Raw genomic sequence first — 16,813 nt, 5'->3', positions numbered from 1 at the left:
GCCCAATGACCGGCACGATCCGAAACTGGCTGGGCGCGGCGCTGCTGCCGCTGGCGCTGGCGACCGTTGCCTGCAACTCCGGGCAAGAGGCCGAACCCGCGCTGCTGACCACCGATGGCGAGACGCTCAACCAGGCGATCGCCGGTCAGCGCGATCTGCGCACCACCTCAGAGGCGCTGTCGGTCGCGCAGCTCAACGAAGTGTTTGACGGCGCTGGCAGCTACACCGTGCTCGCCCCGACCGAGGCCGCCTTCGAGGCGCTGGGCGCGTATGCCGAGCAACTGCTGACGCTGGAGGAACGCCCGGTGCTGGTCGGCCTGCTGCGCGAACACGTGCTGCCCGGCCATGTCACCCCAACGGCGATCATCGCGGCGCTCGAGACCGGCGGCGGCAGCGCCGCCATGACCACGGTTGGCGGCGGCGCGATCACTTTCAGGCTCGACGGCGAGACCATCGTCGCGACGCACAGCAATGGCGCGGTCGCGCGCTTTGCCGGCGCGGAGGTCGAGTCGGGCAATGGCGTGGTGGTGCCGATCGACGCGGTGCTGACCACGCCCGATGCTGGCGCGGCGCCCGCTGCTCAGTAGTCGCGGCTGATTTCGGCGAGGATGCTTTCGCGCCCGATCGTCGAGATCGAGGCCAGCAGCGAGAGCCAGCTGGTCACGCGGAATTCCACCTCGGTCGCCGAATAGCCCTGACCGTCGGTGATGATCTCGACGTAGAACCGCCGCCCGAAATTCTTGCCCAGCGCCACCGCGGTGCCGCGGTTGAGCGCCGGATCGGCGCCCACGATGCGCAACCGGTCGAGCCCGATGGCGCTGCGCAGCTGGTTGATCGGGTCGAGCCCGCCACCCCCGCGCAGGCTCGCCAGCGCCGCACCGAGCTGCAGCGCATCGGTCGCCGACAGCGTGGTTATCGAGCCGCCGAACAACAGCCGGGCGAGGATTTCCTCCTCGGGAAGTGCGGGATTAGATGAGAAGGTGATCTCGGGCTGCATGGCGTTGCCCGCCACCCGCACCTCGACATCGATACCATTGGCTTGCGACACCGCGCGGATATCGACCCGCGGATCGATCGGACCGTTGACGTCGAATTCGATCACCCCACGTTCCAATTCGAACCGTGTGCCCGCGAAGCTGTAGCTGCCGCGCACCACCCGCGCCTCGCCGCCGATCCGGGGATCGTCGGTGGTCCCGCGCAGGATGATGTCCGCGCCCCATTCGCTGTCGAGACCCATTCCGTCGACATCGATCCGGCTCGGTCCGCGCGCGTTGATGAGGTAACGCCACGGACGGCCTGCGGCGACGCGCGGCCCGGTGTCGGACGGAAGGTTGATTTCGCGGGTGCTGATCCGCGGCAGGGCCAAGTCCTCGGCGGCGCTGCCGAGGCCCCAGCTCGCCCTGTCGATTGTCACGCGCCCGGCGATGGTGCCGCCCAGCCCGTCCGAAACGATCCGCAAGGGCCCGGTGATGGCAGCGTCGAGCCCGTTGGCATTGAGCAGGCGCGCGTTGGTGGCGGATGCCCGCAGGTCCAGCGTCGGCCCGCGCACCTCGAGGAACCGTCCCTCGACCCGCTCGCCCAGCCCGGCAAGATCCACGATGCCGCTGCCCTTGACCGTGCCGTCCTCGCCGACCCGACCCGAGAAGCTGGTCAGGCGCAAGCGCGACCCGGTGAAGCGACCGCGCGCGCTGACGTTGCGGATATCGGTCCCCGAGAGCGAACTGCGCACCCGCAGATTGTCGCTGCTCACCGAACCACGCACCTGCGGGTCGGCCAGCGTGCCGCTGGCGTCGGCGGCAATCGCGACCGGCCCTGTCAGGTCGAAGGCATCGATCGCGGCGAGCCGCCACAGGCTCTCGGCAGCGCCTTCGTAGCGCAATTGCGCGAACAAGCGCCCGGCGCGGATCCGCTCGAGCACCATTCCGGTTTGCGGCAGCTGCGTGATCAGCGCCTGCACGCGGCCACGGCGGATATCCTCGTTGCGCAGCACCGCTCGGGCCTGCAACTGGTCGGCGGTCAGCGCCGCCACCAGCGAGAGATCGACCGGTCGACTCGACAGCACCAGCCCCGAGCGGGTCAAATCGTCGACCTTCACCCGTGCGCTGGCACGCGGCAATCCGTCCGGCCCGAGCGAATACTCGATTGCGCCCGAGATCGTCCCGCCCAACCCAAGGTCGCTGACAACGATATCGGCCAGCGACAGCGGCATGCCCGCCAGCTTGAGGTAGAAGCTGAGCTCGCCCCCGCCGAATCGGCCCGCGGCGACAACCGCGCCATCGCCGTAATGGAGCCGGGTCTGTTGCAGCTCCCAGCCGCCATCGTCGAGCCGGGTCAATACCGCGCGGCCGGGCATGACGATCGGCTTGCCGGCGAATTCGCCGCGTGCGGCCAGCGTTACGCGTTCGGGCGTGATGCCCGCCTGGAGATCGAGCAGCAGGCTGCCGCCGCGGCGTCCGGCCACCGAAGCGTCGATCCGGCCGGTGCCGTCGGTCACCTCGCCCTGCGCAGCGAAACGGCCCAGGAACAGCGTGCCATAGGTCAGTCCGGCGCCGCGTGCGCTGCCCGAGAAGGTCGAGCTGCCCTCGGCGATGAGCCCCTGCGCCTGGATATCGGCGCGGGCGATGCGGATCGGGGTCGCCCCGCCAAAGCTGGCGTTGCGCGCGCGGACGTCGATGTCGAAACCCTGCCCGCCGCCGCGTGGCGCCAGCGCGATGGTGCCGTCGAGCCCGCCTCCGCTGAGCGCCAGATCGCCGGCAATCCCCCCATCGAGCAGGGTGAGGTTTCCCGTCACCCGCGAGTCCGAGACGGTCAGCCGTTCGATCTCGATCCGCACCGGCGCGCCGGCGGGGGCGACGAGCCCGAGCACACCGTCGAACGGACCCAGCGTCGAGCCACCCTGCGTTTCGATCCGGAAACCGTCGCCCGCCGGCGAGATCGCCACGCGGACATCGGTCAGTCCTGCGGCGGGGAGCGGATCGGCGAACACCAGCACCGCCTCGGGACCATCGTCGGTCAATCGCGCCTCGATGTTGAAGGGGCCGTAATCGACATGGCGCCCGGTGCCCGCGAGCGTGGTGCCGCCCTCGGTCACCCGCCCATCGAGCCGCGCGGTGAGCTTGGCCGCATCGATCCGCATGTCCTGGAACACAAGCGGAGCATTGCCGCCAATGCGCACCCCACCGCGCAACCGGATCGGATCGCCCGCGAGATTGGCCAGCGTGGCATTGGCGACGGGCGCGATCCGCGCATCGATATTGGCCGCGATATTCCAGGTCCCCGGCCCGATCGCCGCAGTGAAACGCGCGCCGCCATTGACGCCACCGATATCGTCGAAGGCCAGCTGCCGCGCGCGCAGGTCGCCCATCAGATTGTAGGTCCCCGCGCCCAGATCGCCCTGCAGCGCGAACCGCGCATCGGCTGTTGGGAAGGAGAGTTCGAGGTTGTCGGACAGCAAGCGCTCGCCCTGCAGCACCAGCAGGCCGCCTGCGCGGCCGCGCACCAGCCGCGGGTCGAGCAGTTCGTTGCCGGTCGCGATCCGTTCGACCGCAGCATCGAGCGGCACGGTCCATCGGGTGCCGTCATAGGTCGCAAGGCCACTCTGGGTCAGCCCTCCGATGCGGGTCTCACCTGCCGTCAGTCGCCCGACCTCGAGAGTGTGTTCGATGGCAAGGTCGTTGAATGCGCCATCGACAGTCGCGATCACCCGCGTATCATCCAAGCGCAGGTCTTCGCTGAACACGGTCGGCTCGAGCAGCCGCGCGTCGAGCGAGAAATCCGAGATACGGTTCTCCGCCAGATCGACCACGCCGCGCGCACTCCCCGCCAGCGCATCGCTGCGGAAGGCGTAGCTGCCCTCGACCCGGCGGTTGTCGATGGTAGCAGCGGCCTTGAGCGAGACGGTGCCGCCTGCCAGCCGCGCGGGCAGGCCTTCGAGCAGTCCTTCTGGCCGGGCCTGTCCTACGAGACCGAAGCGACCGCCACGATTGGTCAGCTTGAATGCGCCGAAACGCTCCTCCTCGCGGCTTACCACCAGCGCGCCGTCCCAGCGATCCCAGCTGCCATCGCCCGCAATCCGGGCGCGGTAGGCGGCATCGGTTCCCAGCAGCCGCGCGACCGTACCACCTTCGGGAGCACGGTAGTCGAGCCCGAGATCGAACACATCATTATCGGGCGCCGCATCCACCAGCATGCCGAAACGGTCGATTCCGATCCCACCGCTCGCCGTCATCTTCAATCGCCGGTCGCGAACCTGCACTTCGGCAAGCAGGTCGAGCGTCTCCGCGCGGTCGCCTACGATCCCCTGCGCCAGCGTCAGCCGGTCGATCTCGAAGCGGTCGATGGCGATGTCGAAGCCGGGCAGGATCGGGCCTTCCTCCTCGCTGGGGAGGAATTCCGGGATGCGCATCAGCGTGGCGCGGCGCGCGGCGAAGCTGTCGATGTCGAGCGTGTTCCTGAGCCAGCCACCCGGGTTCCAGTCCACTTCGGCGCGCGGGATGGTCATGAAGGGGCCCTGCGGATCGGACAGCACCACATCGTGCAGCACCGCCGCGCCGTAGAGATTGCCCTCGATCCGCCCGATGCGGATGTTGAGCCCGTTGGGCAGCGTCTGCTGCGCAATGCGATCGGCCAGGAAACGCTCGCCGATCGGGGTGTTGAGCAGCAGCACGGCACCGACGATTGCCAGTACCAGCGCACCAACAATGCCGAGCACCCATCTGCTCAGCCGCTTGCGCCGCGTCCAAGACCTACGCGCGGCAGGCTCCTGCGCCGCTTCCGGTTCGGCTTCCGGATCCTCGATCATTTCCGTTTCGTCGGCCATCAAAAAGCCTGTCCGAGCGAGACATAGACCGCAACCGGCGCATCGCCCTCTTCGGGATTGAGCGGCACACCGACATCGACGCGGATCGGGCCGAAGCCGGTGTAATAGCGCACCCCGATGCCCGCGCCGATCTTGATCTCGGAGAAGTCGGGGGTGGACGAGGTGCTGACCGAACCGGCATCGATAAAGGGAACCACCGCGACCACGCCGTCCATGAAGCCCGTGCGGATACGCGCCTCGATCCCGACCTCGACCACGCTGCGCCCGCCGCTGGGCTCGCCCAGATCGTCACGCGGGCCGATCTCGCGGAAGCCGTAGCCACGCACCGAACCGCCGCCACCGGCATAGAGCCGGCGCGAGGGCGCGATATTGCGCAAATCGGTGCCGACGATGGAGCCGTAGGCCCCGCGCCCGGCGATCACGAAGCCTTCGCGCAATTCGCGGTAGTAGCTCGCATCGGCGCGGCCGCGCAGATAGAAGCTCTGCACCCCTTGATTGCGCGAAACCTCGGGCGACAGGCGCCCCGAGAGACGGAAGCCTTCGGTCGGATCGAGCAGATCGTCGGTGGTGTCGATCTGCGCGTAGGCGGGGATGGCGGCGATGAAATAGGTCTCGCGCGGCTGGCTTGCACCATTGGTGGCCGGGGGACGTTCCTGCGTCGCGACGAGCTCGCCGCCGATCGACCAGCTCAGCGGCTTCTGGAACAGCAACGTCGAGATCCGCTCGTAACTCGCGACCAGCGCGGCGGTGCGCGCTTCGAACGCCGGGCTATCGATCGTGCTGGCATAGACGTCGATATTGAGAATCCGGTCGCGCCCGCCGAAATTGTTCTTGCGCACGGTGACGCCGGCCAGTTGCTCCTGCGTGCCCGCGATACCGCGAACCCGCAGCATCCCCTCGGGCGGGAAGAAATTGCGATGCTCCCAGCTCGCCTGGACGCGGAAGCCTTCTTCCGAACCGTAACCGATCGCGCCCGCGATAGTGCGCAGATCGGCCTGCTCGAGCGCGACATCCATATCGACAACGCCGGGCTGGCCATTGCTCGGCGGAGTCACTTCGCGCGGAGTGATCGTGACAGAGGAAACCAGCCCGGTCGCGGTGACCGCGCGACGCAGGTCGAGTTCCAGGCTGCGCTTGTAGCCATCGCCCGGATCGAACCGCGCGATGGTGCCTAGATGGCGGCTGGATAGAAAATCGGGATCGCTGCTGACGACATTGCCGAAGACGTATTTGCCGTTTGGCGCGACCGGCAGGGTAAGATCGCCCTCTTCGCGCGCGTGATCGATCAGAAATTCGGGCGCGTCGATCTGGGCGAAGGGATAGCCGGTCTCGCCCAACGCGATATCGAGATCGAGCTGTTCCTCGATGACCTTGTCGCTCTGGAGGAAATCGCCGCTCTGGATTTCGAAGGCCGCGCGCAGCGCTTCGGCATCGGGCGCGGACGAAAGCGAACCAAGATCGATCGCGCCGAAGCGATAGCGTTCGCCCGGAATTATGTCGAAACGCACGATCGGGCGTTCGCTCGCATTGTCCTCGCCGGCGTCGCGCGCACCGATCGAGCGGATGATCCGCCCGTCGTAATAGCCGTAAACACGCAGCAGATTGTCGAGCAGTTCCTCGTCTTCGCGAGCGCGCGCCGAAAGCTGCGCGATATTGTCGTCGTCGGTATCGAGATCCCGGATCGTGGACAATGCCTCGAACCCGTCGATGAAATCGACGCGCCCGCCGAAAGGCGGCTCGCGCTGCGGGAAGCCGAGCACCAGATCGTCCGAAATCTCGATGATCTCGGCGCCAGCGAATGCGACCTGCGGCCCGGCGATTTCGAGATCGACGAACTCGACCTCCTCTTGCGCTTCAAGCTCCTCAATCGGCGGCAGTTCGATGTCCTCGGGCCAGGCAAGGTCCATTCCCGGCGGGTCGGCCATCGGCGTATCGGGATCGACCACCGCCTCGTCTGGCAAGTCCTCGCCCTCGGCGCCCAGATCGGCCCAGGCGTCGGGATTTTCGACGGCGCTGTCGGGAATCAGCTCCTCGAGCGTGGGTTGTCCGCTTTGCGCCTGCGCGGAAGCTGGCGCCACCAGCGCTATCGCGCAGGCAGCGGCAAGCAAGCGCGCAGCCAATGAAGGGCCGTCAGCCGACCAGGTCGAATGCGGCAGGGAGAGCGTCCTTCTGCGGGCGCCCGTCGGCAGGCTTTCGCGCGGGATCGGCGTCGGAATTGCCCGATCGGGGCGCGGTGGCCGCGGCGATAAGCCGTCCGTGCTCCTCATCGGAAATGCGCTCCCATCCGGCACGGGTCAGCCGCTCAAGCGGCCGGAACCGGACCTTGTACTGCATGCGCTCGGCGCCTTCGACCCAATAGCCCAGGTAGACATAGGGCAGGCCCCGCGCAGCTGCGCGCCGCATATGGTCAAGGATGATGAAAGTGCCAAGCCCAGAACGGTCCTCATGCTCCGGGTCGTAGAAACTGTAGATCATCGACAGGCCGTCACCCTGCTCGTCGGTGAGGCATGCGCCGATCAGGCGACCCGGTTGCGACCCTACACCCGGCTCTCTGTATTCGATGACATAGCTGGAAACGGGCGTATGTTCCACCATGTCCGCAAAATCGGACTCTTCCATCTGCGTCATGCCGCCACCAGGATGGCGAACCGCGAGGTATTTCTGGAGGAGTTCGTATTGCTCGGGAGTCGCCCAGGGGCGGCATTCGGTGGTGACGATGTCGCGATTGCGCTTCATCAACCGTTTCTGCGAGCTCGAGGGAGCGAACTCTTCGGCGACGACCCGGACCGAGACGCAGGCCTGGCAATCGAGGCAGCTGGGACGATAGGCCACGGTCTGGCTACGGCGGAAACCGATCCGTCCAAGCGCCTCGTTGAGCTCATCCGCGTTCTCGCTGCGCAGTTCGGTGAAGACCTTGCGCTCGCTGCGGCCCGGCAGATAGGGGCATGGCGCAGGGGAAGTCACGAAGAAGCGGGGGAAGCGGATCGGGGCGGTCACTGTCTGCTCTTTCCTCTCGCTGGATCGGGCGGGTTAGTCTGCTTGCACCAATTTATGCATCTTTCGCCGCGCCGTTAAAAGCTTCTTAACCACGAAAGAGCGATTTTGGCCCCAAAATGCGCCGCGGGGTTCCGGTTTGGGACAGGCCGTGGCCGATTGTCGCCGAGCGGTCGATATGTCAGTCGAGCTCGACCTTGCCCACCGAATAGCCCTTGGCGCGCAAGGCCTCGATCAGGCCCTCGAGCTGCGCGGCATCGCGCGCCTCGCATTCGATCTCGGTGAACAATCCCTTCGCGGGAAGCGAGGTGAATATCCGCTGGTGGTGGATCTCGAGAATGTTGACATTGTGCGCGTCGAACACGCCCATTACCGCATAAAGCGCACCGGGCCGGTCCTGCAGCTGGATCTTGAGCCGGGCAATCCGACCGGCGCGCGCCAGATCGCGCAGCAGCACATTGGCGAGCAGCCGCGTATCGATATTGCCGCCGCACAGCACCAACCCGACCTTTTTGCCCTTGAATCGCTCGGGGTTGGCAAGCACCGCAGCAAGACCGGCTGCGCCCGCACCTTCGACCACGGTCTTCTCGATCTGCAACAGCAGCGCGACCGCGTGTTCGAGCGCGGGTTCGCTGACCAGTAGGATGTCCTCGACCAGCGCCGCGATGATCTGCGAGGTGAATTCCCCGGGCGCCTTGACCGCGATTCCCTCGGCCAGAGTATCGCCGCCGCAGACCGCTTCCTCGCCGCGCAGTCGTGCGAACATCGACGGGTAGAGCTGCGCCTGAACGCCGACCATCTCGATCGCCGGGTTGAGCGCCCTGGCGACCGTCGCCATTCCGCTCATCAGTCCGCCGCCACCGATCGGCACCACCAGGCAATCGAGATCGGGCTGCGCCTCGAGCATCTCAAGCGCCACCGTCCCCTGCCCGGCCGCGACATCCGGATGGTCGAAGGGGTGGACGAAGGTCAGCCCCCGCTCCTTCTCCAGCTGGCGCGCATGGGCGTAGGCCTCGTCGAAGGTCTCGCCGAACAGCTCGACCTGCCCGCCGACGCTCTCGGTCTGCATCACCTTCACCGTCGGCGTGGTCTTGGGCATGACGATGGTGACGGGAACACCAAGCCTTGTGCCGTGATAGGACAGGCCCTGGCTGTGGTTTCCCGCCGAGGCCGCAATTACCCCACGCGAACGGCGGCCCTCGTCGAGGAGCAGCAGGGCGTTGAGCGCGCCGCGTTCCTTGTAAGCGGCGGTGAACTGCAAATTCTCGAACTTGAGCCAGATATCGGCGCCGGCGATCTGCGACAGCGTGCGCGAATGGAGCATCGGCGTTTCGACAACCTGCCCCGCGATTCGCGCCGCGGCGGCGCGTACGTCTGCCAGCGTCAGTTGCTGGGTGGCGGAGGTGTCGTCGGATCGGCTCATCCGCGCCGCCCTAGTGCGGGCATCACCGCCGCGCAATCGTGGAAAGGTCTTGCGGCTTTGCCGCTTTGCCGTAATTCCGGCGCTTCGCAATTCGCCCGCTAAGCAAGATTTCGGTGCCCCACGCATGATCCGCAGAACCTTACTCGCCTGTGCCGCCGCCCTTCTCGCCACCCCCGCCGCGGCCGACCAGCTGATCGAGAACGTCGATGGCGTGCGGATCGACGAGGACGGCAAGATAGATCGCTTCACCGCGCTGCTGATCGACGATGGCGGGCGGGTAAAGGCGGTCTACGATCGCGAGGATGAACGCCCACGCGACATCGACTACCAGCTCGACGGCGAAGGCCGGGTGATGCTGCCGGGCATGATCGACGCGCATCTCCATGTCATGGGTCTGGGCCTTTCGCGCCTCACGCTCGATCTGTCGGACACCAATTCGCTCGACGAAGCGCTGGCGAAAATCCGCGAGTTCGCCGCCGACAACCCCGCTCGCCCGTGGATTCTCGGGCGTGGCTGGAACCAGGAGAAATGGGGCCTCGGCCGCTTCCCCACCGCCGCCGAGCTCGACACGGCGGTCTCCGACCGTCCCGTCTGGCTGCAGCGGGTCGACGGCCATGCCGCCTGGGGCAATACCCGCGCGCTCGAAGCCGCACAGATCACCGAGGCGACGCGCGATCCCGCCGGTGGCCGGGTCGAGCGCGTGCCCGGTTCGCGCATGCCTTCGGGTGTTTTCGTCGATGCGGCGGAAGAGCTGGTCCAGCGCGTCGTCCCCGCCCCGCGTCCGGTCGAACGCGACCTCGCGCTCCTGCGCGCGCAGGAAGTCCTCCATTCGATGGGCGTCACCGCAGCTGCGGACATGGGCACCACGATCGAGGATTGGCAGACCTTCCGCCGCGCCGGAGACAGCGGACGGCTGAGCTTGCGCATCATGTCCTACGCCATCAGCGCCGACACGATGGAACTGATCGCCGGCTCGCGCCCGACTCCATGGCTTTACGACGACAAGTTGAAGCTCAATGGCGTGAAGCTCTATCTCGATGGCGCGCTGGGTTCGCGAGGCGCCTGGCTCAAGCAGCCCTATGCCGACGATCCCGGCAACACCGGCCTGCCGTTGATGAGCCAGGCACAATTGCGCAACATCCTGGTCCGCGCTTCCAACGGCGAATTCCAGGTCGCGGTGCACGCCATCGGTACCGCCGCCAATGCCGACGCGCTGAGCGCGGTGCATGAAATCGCCGACAGCTTTCCGGGCGATCGGCGCTGGCGCATCGAACACGCACAGATCGTCGATCCGGCGGATATTCCGCTGTTCGGCGAACACGGCATCATCGCTTCGATGCAGCCGGTCCACCAGACGAGCGACCGGACGATGGCCGAAGCGCGGCTGGGTCCGGACCGCCTCGACGGCGCCTATGCCTGGCGCAGCATCGCCGCCACCGGTGCACCCCTGGTCTTCGGATCGGACGCACCGGTCGAATCGCCCGACCCCTTCGCCGGTCTCGCCGCTGCCTTCACCCGCACCGGTCCCGATGGCCAGCCGTTCGGCGGATGGCGCCCTGAAGAAGCGGTGAGCCGCGAAGACGCCCTCGCGGCCTTCACCAAGGACGCAGCCTTCGCCGGCTTTGCCGAAGGACGTTTCGGGCAGCTGGTCGTCGGCGAACGCGCGGATTTCGTGCTGGTGGATCGCGACCCGCTGCTGGCGACGCCGGAGGAGCTGCGCCAGACGCGCGTCCTGCAAACCTGGATCGGCGGCCGACAGGTTTATAAGGCGCAATAGTTGCGCTTTGCGCTCTAGCCGCGATAGATTCGCTGCGATATGAGGCGACCTGCGGGCAATTAATGTTGTGGCAACCACTCATCGTCTAGGCGCCCGGCCAGGATGCGAAGATCACGTTGGATGACGCTTCGGTTCACAATTTATTCGGAAGGGCGTTCCAAGCGCCTTACGAAACACTCGTAATGACAAGGGTTCGTTGCATGGTTCGTAAACTACTGTTGGCCGGCGCTGCCGCTTCTCTGATCGCCGGCCCAATTGCCGCGCAGGAAACCGCAAGCCACACGCGTCAAAGCGCCCCTGTTTCGGGCGAGAGCGAACTTGGTGGGAACTCGCCCCTCATTTACCTGATCGGTATTGCCGTGGTGGCCGCTTCCATCGTGTTCCTTTCTGAAGACGACGATCCGGTAAGTCCCTGATTCGAAGGCTCCGAAAAATCGGGGCGGTCGTTTCGCCTGGTCGGCAGGGATTGCCTCTAAGCGGATCCTGCCGGTCCGATTTAATGTTGCACTGGGCCAAGAGTTCGCTTAAAGCACCCAGCTTATCGAGACAGGTTTAGTTCTCGCAAGGAGATTTAAGAATGAAGTTCCGTTTTCTCGCCGCAGCCGCTGCTGCCGCTACCATGGCCGCCACTCCGGCGATCGCTGCCGACCGCGTTTCTGCGCCGGTCGAAGGTGAATCCGAAATCGGTGCTGGTGGCGGTGGTGTTTCGATCATCGTTGCTCTGCTCGCCGCTGCTGCGGTCATCGCCGGCATCTTGATCGCCGCCGACAATGACGACGACACCGCCGTCAGCCCGTAAGCGACTACGACAATCCGAATAACGAAACGGGGCCTTCGGGCCCCGTTTTTGTTGTGTCCGGCATTTGCGGCTCAGTGCTAGCCGAATTCGGCCCAGGCGTCTGCGGAGTGCACGCCAAGGACACCACCGAAATGCAGCTGGTCACGAATCAGGATAACAAAGTGGGGAAGCGAAGAAAGCGACCTACTCGGTCGCCGCGTCCTCGGATTCAGCCGATTTGCGGTCAAAGAACCACATGATCGCCAGCGACAGCTCGAACAGCAGCAGCAGCGGCAGAGCCAGCAACAGTTGAGATCCCGGATCGGGCGGAGTGATGATTGCAGCGAAGGCGACTACCAGCACGATCACATAGCGGCGCGCGCCCACCAATTGCGAGCGGGTAACGATCCCGGCGCGGTGGAGCAGCAACAGCAGCACCGGGAGCAGGAAGCTGATCCCGAAGGCGAGGATGAACTGCATCACCAGGCTGAGATAATCGTTCGCGCTCGGCAGTGCCTGGATGGTCAGTCCCCCTGCTTCTCCTTCGAAGGCCAGGAACCAGCGGAACGCGGTCGGCATGACCACGAAATAGGCCAGCGACGCGCCCGCGGCAAACAGGATCGGCGTGGCGAAAAGGAAGGGCAGGAAGGCACGCTTCTCCTTGGCGTAGAGGCCTGGTGCGATGAAGGCCCACAGCTGGTTGGCGATGATGGGAAAGCTGACGCAGAAGGCCGCGAAGAGCGAAACCTTCAACTCGACGAAGAACACCTCGTAGAGCTTGGTGAAGATCAGCTGCCCCTGATCGCCCTGAAACGCCCCCTTGAGCGGCTGGATCAGGAACCCGAGTATGTCGTCGGCAAAATAGAGACACACGCCGAACGCCGCCGCCAGCGTCAGCACGCACCGCACCAGCCGCGCGCGCAATTCGACCAGATGGTCGAGCAACGGGGCCTGGCTCTCGTCGATATCCTTCATCACGGTTGCTCAGCCGTCCTTCTTCGGAGCTGCGGGCTTCGGGCCTGCGGGGTCGAGCGGCAGCGAGGGCTGGTCGTCGTCCGTCAAGTCGCTCGGACTGCCGTCTTCGGCTGAATTCTTGGGCTTCGCGCGCGCGATGGCGGCTTCGGCGCGGGCATCGTAGTCGTCGGTTGCCGCCGCATCCTTGCTCGAGGCTTGCTGCTGCGGGAGCGGCTCCATCGCGGGCGGGGTGTCGCTGCCGGAGGTTTCGGCCATGATGCGGGCATTGCGCTCGCGCCATTCCTTCTCGGCGTCCTCGAGTTCGGCCTCGCGGATCATCGTGTCGATCCCGCTTCGGAAATGAGCGGACATCCGCCGCATCTTGCCGATCCAGCGCCCGGCGGTCCGCAAAGCCCGCGGCATTTCCTTGGGACCGATGACGAGAATCGCGACGATCACGATCACCAGCAGTTCGCTGGCGCCGATATCGAACATGGCGCTAGTCCTCTAGACCGGGCTTCAACGCCCGGCTTCGGTGGGATCGGCTGGCTTGGTCTCTTTGACGGTCTCGCCGGCCGGCTTGGCCTCGTGCGACGGACCTTCGATCCGCGGCGAAGGGCCGTCAGAAGCCTGCTCTTCCTCGGTCATGCCCTTCTTGAAGCTTTTGATGCCCTTGCCGAAATCTCCCATCATTTCGGAGATTCGCCCGCGCCCGAACAGGACCAGGATGACGAGGGCGATGATGATGAGCTGCCAGGGGCCGAGCGACATGGGATTACCTTTTTCGTAGCGTTGGGGCCCATATAGCGATCCCGGCAGGTTCGCGCCAGTCAGGCTTGATCGCGCTCGTCCTCTTCGTGGTCGGATCTGTCCTCGCCATCCCCGATCAGCGCATCATAGGCGTCCTCGACCGGATCGAGCAGGCCGGTGGCGCGCAATTCGTCGATCCCGGGCAGGTCGCGGCGGCTGGTGAGGCCGAAGTGATCGAGAAACTCGGGAGTGGTAGCGTAGATCGTGGGTCGCCCCGGCACCTCGCGTCGGCCCGCGATTGTCACCCAGCCCGACTCCATCAGCACGTCCAGCGTCCCGCCCGAGGTCTGCACCCCGCGGATCGATTCGATCTCCGCGCGGCTGACCGGCTCGTGATAGGCGATGATCGCAAGCACTTCGGTGGCGGCGCGGCTGAGCTTGCGGGACTGTTCGCGCTCGCGCCGGAGCAGATGCGCGAGATCGGGCGCAGTCTCGAAATGCCAGCGCTTGCCTCGCTCGACCAGACGGATCCCCCGGCCGCCGTAATGCTCGGCCAACTCGCGCAGACTGGCGCGGACATCGCCCAGCGGCGCGTCGCCCAGAAAACCCGCCAGCGCCTCGGCGCTCATCGGCTCTTCGGCAGCGAACAGCGCCGCCTCCAAACCGCGCGCCAGTTCGTCCATGCTCATGCCTTGATCCGGCGCAGCCGCAGCGGCCCGAAGACCTCGTCCTGCGCCAGTTCGGCGCGGCCCATCTTCGCCAGTTCGAGCGCCGCAGCGAAGCTGGAGGCGAGCGCCGAGCGGCGCAGGCGCGGCTCGGCGTGCGGCGGCAGGAATTCGCGTAGTTCCATCCAGTCGAGCGTCACCCCAAGCATCGCCGAAACCCTCCCGAGCGCGCTGTCGAGCGACATCACCGGGCGATCGCGGACCATGTGGACCGCGGGCGCGGTGCGCGCCTTGACCTGGCCATAGGCCTCGATCAGCGCGTATTGGTCGCATTTCCACCGCGTCAGCTTCTCGATCCGCAGGCCCTCGGGTGCACCTCGCAAGAAGACATCGCGGTCGAGCCGGTCGCGCCCCATCAGCCGCGCCGCCGCCTCGCGCATCGCGCCCAGCCGTTGCAGCCGCAATTGCAGCTTGAGCGCCAGCTCCTCGGCGGAGGGCTCCTCCTGTTCCCCTTTGGGGAGCAGCAGCGAGGATTTGAGATAGGCGAGCCAGGCGGCCATCACCAGGTAATCGGCCGCGAGTTCGAGCTTCAGCGCATCGGCCTGGTCGATATATTCGAGATATTGGTCGACCAGCGCGAGGATCGAGATCTGGCGCAGATCGACCTTCTGGCGCCGCGCGAGATCGAGCAGGAGGTGGAGCGGTCCGGCCCAGACATCAAGGTCGAGATAGAGAGCATCCTCGTCCACATTCGGCTGTTCCACCGCGATCCCTGCCCAATCGTCGTCCTCACCCGCCCGCGATCCGGCTTCATGCGGCAGATCGAGGAGCAGGGTGTCCTGGCTCACGCGGCCTGCCCGGCGATCGCCAGCAGCGCGTCGCGCTTGGCGATCAGCTCGCCATTATCGAAACTTTCGAGGGCTTGGCCCATCGCGTCGAGCGCGCGCTCGAGCCGTGCCAGGCCTGGCGCGCGCATGGTGCCGCAGCGCTCGGCGATGCCGGTCATGTCGTGCATCTTGGCCCAACAATTGAGGACTACATCGCAGCCGGCGGAGATTGCCCGTTCCGCGCGTTCGGGGATCGTGCCGTCGAGCGCTTCCATATCGATATCGTCGGTCAGCAGCAGGCCATCGAAGCCGATCCTGCCGCGAATGATCTGCTCGATGATGATCGGCGACAGGGTCGAGGGCCGCTCGGCATCCCAGGCAGTGAAGAGCAGGTGCCCGGTCATCCCCACCGGTGCCTGGTTGAGCCGGATGAAGGGAGCCAAATCATGCGCGAGCTCCTCTTCGCTCGCCGTGACGGTGGGCATTTCCTTATGGGTATCGACGACAGAACGCCCGTGCCCCGGCATATGCTTGATGCAGCCCAGCACGCCGGCTTTCGCGAAACCGTCGAGGATCGCCCGGCCGAGCGCCGCAACCTGCATCGGCTCGTGACCGAGCGCGCGATCGCCGATGACATCGTGGGCGCCCGGCTGGGGAAGGTCGAGAGGGGGATGGAAATCGACCGTGACGCCCATTTCGGCGAGTTCGAGAGCGAGCGCATGGGCATTGATCCGCGCCGCCTCGATCGCGCTGGCGGGGGCGATCCGGTAGAGCCGGTCGAACACCGCGCCGGGCGGGAAGGCGCTCCATTCGGGCGGCTTCATCCGCGCGACCCGCCCGCCTTCCTGATCGATGCCGATAAAGAGCTTGTCGCGGCCATGGATGGCACGCAGCTGGTCGGTCAGCGTACGCAATTGGGCGCGCGTTTCGCAATTGCGTCCGAACAGGATGTAGCCCACCGGATCGGCCTCGGCGAAGAAGGCGCGCTCGTCGTCCGTCAGGCTGGGGCCGCCGATGCCGAAGATCGCTGGTGTCATCGCGCTGGAATCGCAGCTTCCCGTTGCTTTCGCAAGCGAGCCCTCGATCCGCATGTGGAAATCGACACGGAGGAGTCGGTCTCCCGCCCCCGCCCGTCTATTTGACCGTGCAGGGCAGCCCGTCACCCTTGAGCGCCTGGCACATCCGCCGCGCATTCGCGGAATCGCCCGCTGCGGCCTGGAGGCGGAAGACGGTGCCGATATCGGCGCGCCCTTCGACGATGCGATAATCGACGCCCGAGAGGACTTCGGTCTGCCGGATCAGCGTGCTCCAGCCGCTCTCGGCATCCGCGCGGCTGGAATAGGCGCCGACCTGCACTGCGGTGCCCGCAGGGAGCGCCGCGGAGCGCGCCGGCGCAGGTTCGCTCGGAGCCTCGTCCGTCGCGTCCGCTTCTGGCTCGGGCGGCGCCGTGGCCAGCCGACCCTCGCGGGTCTGGCCCTCGCCCACCGCGAAGCTGGTGTCGCCAGTCCCCGCGAAGGTCTTGCCGCCCTCGTCATTGGGCCGAACGCGATAGGGTTCGGCCGGTGCTTCGATCAGCGAGCCATCGGGTTCCGGCCCGCCGCCCGTCGCGCGGTTGGTGAACCACCATATCCCGCCGACGATCAGCCCCAACGCAACGATCATCAACAGGCCGATTCCGATCAGCCTGGTGGTGTCGAAGCCCTGCTCGTGCCCGTCCTCGTCATCGACCGATTCGAGCCAGGGCAGGCTTTCGCCATCCTGGCCCAGATCGAGCTCTTCGCCCGGATAGGTTTGCGTATGTCCGTCCTCGCCCGCAGTCACCCGAC

The 16,813-nt window shown here is 66.3% G+C and carries 15 protein-coding genes; 4 read left to right on the top strand and 11 right to left on the bottom strand.

What is annotated here, in order from left to right; translation table 11 throughout:
* Positions 1 to 5 precede the first annotated feature (5 nt).
* Positions 6 to 587 carry a fasciclin domain-containing protein gene (locus ACWIKC_RS03310; RefSeq protein WP_454598706.1) on the top strand — a complete coding sequence of 194 codons (582 nt, stop codon included), beginning with the start codon at positions 6 to 8 and terminating at the stop codon, positions 585 to 587.
* On the opposite strand, the gene ACWIKC_RS03305 is transcribed toward ACWIKC_RS03310, so the two are convergent.
* The 4 genes from ACWIKC_RS03305 to ACWIKC_RS03290 all read right to left on the bottom strand — a co-directional run bounded on the left by ACWIKC_RS03305 (position 581) and on the right by ACWIKC_RS03290 (position 9,236).
* A complete protein-coding gene (locus ACWIKC_RS03305) occupies positions 581 to 4,819 on the bottom strand; it encodes a translocation/assembly module TamB domain-containing protein (protein WP_454598705.1) in 4,239 nt (1,412 codons plus the stop codon). The genes ACWIKC_RS03310 and ACWIKC_RS03305 overlap by 7 nt on opposite strands.
* Positions 4,819 to 6,897 (bottom strand): autotransporter assembly complex protein TamA, encoded by a 2,079-nt coding sequence (locus ACWIKC_RS03300; RefSeq protein ID WP_454598704.1) that lies wholly within the window; start codon positions 6,895 to 6,897, stop codon positions 4,819 to 4,821. The genes ACWIKC_RS03305 and ACWIKC_RS03300 overlap by 1 nt, the downstream gene beginning before the upstream one ends.
* A gap of 52 nt (positions 6,898 to 6,949) precedes the next feature.
* Positions 6,950 to 7,816: an arginyltransferase gene (locus ACWIKC_RS03295; protein ID WP_454598703.1), complete on the bottom strand. Its 867-nt coding sequence runs from the start codon at positions 7,814 to 7,816 to the stop codon at positions 6,950 to 6,952.
* Between the two features lie 178 nt (positions 7,817 to 7,994).
* A complete protein-coding gene (locus tag ACWIKC_RS03290) occupies positions 7,995 to 9,236 on the bottom strand; it encodes a threonine ammonia-lyase (protein WP_454598702.1) in 1,242 nt (413 codons plus the stop codon).
* A 124-nt stretch (positions 9,237 to 9,360) separates the two neighbouring features.
* On the opposite strand from ACWIKC_RS03290, the gene ACWIKC_RS03285 reads away from it, so the two are divergent.
* The 3 genes from ACWIKC_RS03285 (at position 9,361) to ACWIKC_RS03275 (ending at position 11,812) form a co-directional block, all read left to right on the top strand.
* Complete coding sequence (locus ACWIKC_RS03285; protein ID WP_454598701.1) at positions 9,361 to 11,013, top strand: amidohydrolase; 1,653 nt, start codon at positions 9,361 to 9,363, stop codon at positions 11,011 to 11,013.
* Between the two features lie 200 nt (positions 11,014 to 11,213).
* Entirely contained in the window at positions 11,214 to 11,429 is a 216-nt protein-coding gene (locus ACWIKC_RS03280) for a hypothetical protein (RefSeq protein ID WP_454598700.1), read from the top strand.
* Between the two features lie 161 nt (positions 11,430 to 11,590).
* Entirely contained in the window at positions 11,591 to 11,812 is a 222-nt protein-coding gene (locus ACWIKC_RS03275; RefSeq protein WP_454598699.1) for a hypothetical protein, read from the top strand.
* A gap of 183 nt (positions 11,813 to 11,995) precedes the next feature.
* Here the strand turns inward: ACWIKC_RS03275 and tatC are convergent, their stop codons facing one another.
* From tatC to ACWIKC_RS03240, 7 genes are all read right to left on the bottom strand, one after another.
* Positions 11,996 to 12,766, bottom strand: coding sequence for a twin-arginine translocase subunit TatC (gene tatC / locus ACWIKC_RS03270; protein WP_454599431.1), 771 nt, complete (start codon positions 12,764 to 12,766; stop codon positions 11,996 to 11,998).
* 9 nt (positions 12,767 to 12,775) lie between these two features.
* Positions 12,776 to 13,240 (bottom strand): Sec-independent protein translocase protein TatB, encoded by a 465-nt coding sequence (tatB, locus tag ACWIKC_RS03265; RefSeq protein ID WP_454598698.1) that lies wholly within the window; start codon positions 13,238 to 13,240, stop codon positions 12,776 to 12,778.
* 24 nt (positions 13,241 to 13,264) lie between these two features.
* On the bottom strand, positions 13,265 to 13,516 hold the full coding sequence (gene tatA, locus ACWIKC_RS03260) for a twin-arginine translocase TatA/TatE family subunit (protein WP_454598697.1): 252 nt from the start codon (positions 13,514 to 13,516) through the stop codon (positions 13,265 to 13,267).
* Positions 13,517 to 13,575: 59 nt separating this feature from the next.
* On the bottom strand, positions 13,576 to 14,178 hold the full coding sequence (gene scpB, locus ACWIKC_RS03255) for an SMC-Scp complex subunit ScpB (protein WP_454599430.1): 603 nt from the start codon (positions 14,176 to 14,178) through the stop codon (positions 13,576 to 13,578).
* 2 nt (positions 14,179 to 14,180) lie between these two features.
* Positions 14,181 to 15,008, bottom strand: a complete 828-nt coding sequence (locus ACWIKC_RS03250; RefSeq protein WP_454598696.1) for a segregation and condensation protein A — start codon at positions 15,006 to 15,008, stop codon at positions 14,181 to 14,183.
* The gene (gene nagZ / locus ACWIKC_RS03245; RefSeq protein WP_454598695.1) at positions 15,005 to 16,024 is read right to left on the bottom strand and encodes a beta-N-acetylhexosaminidase; all 1,020 of its coding nucleotides are present in this window, start codon (positions 16,022 to 16,024) and stop codon (positions 15,005 to 15,007) included. Before nagZ ends, ACWIKC_RS03250 begins: the two co-directional genes overlap by 4 nt.
* Positions 16,025 to 16,121: 97 nt before the next feature.
* Positions 16,122 to 16,808, bottom strand: a complete 687-nt coding sequence (locus ACWIKC_RS03240) for an SPOR domain-containing protein (protein ID WP_454598694.1) — start codon at positions 16,806 to 16,808, stop codon at positions 16,122 to 16,124.
* Positions 16,809 to 16,813 lie beyond the last annotated feature (5 nt).

The sequence above is a fragment of the Qipengyuania sp. SM2507 genome (genome assembly GCF_053714505.1).
The sequence above is the reverse complement of the archived record's forward strand: the minus strand, read 5'-3'. Positions and strand labels throughout refer to the sequence as shown.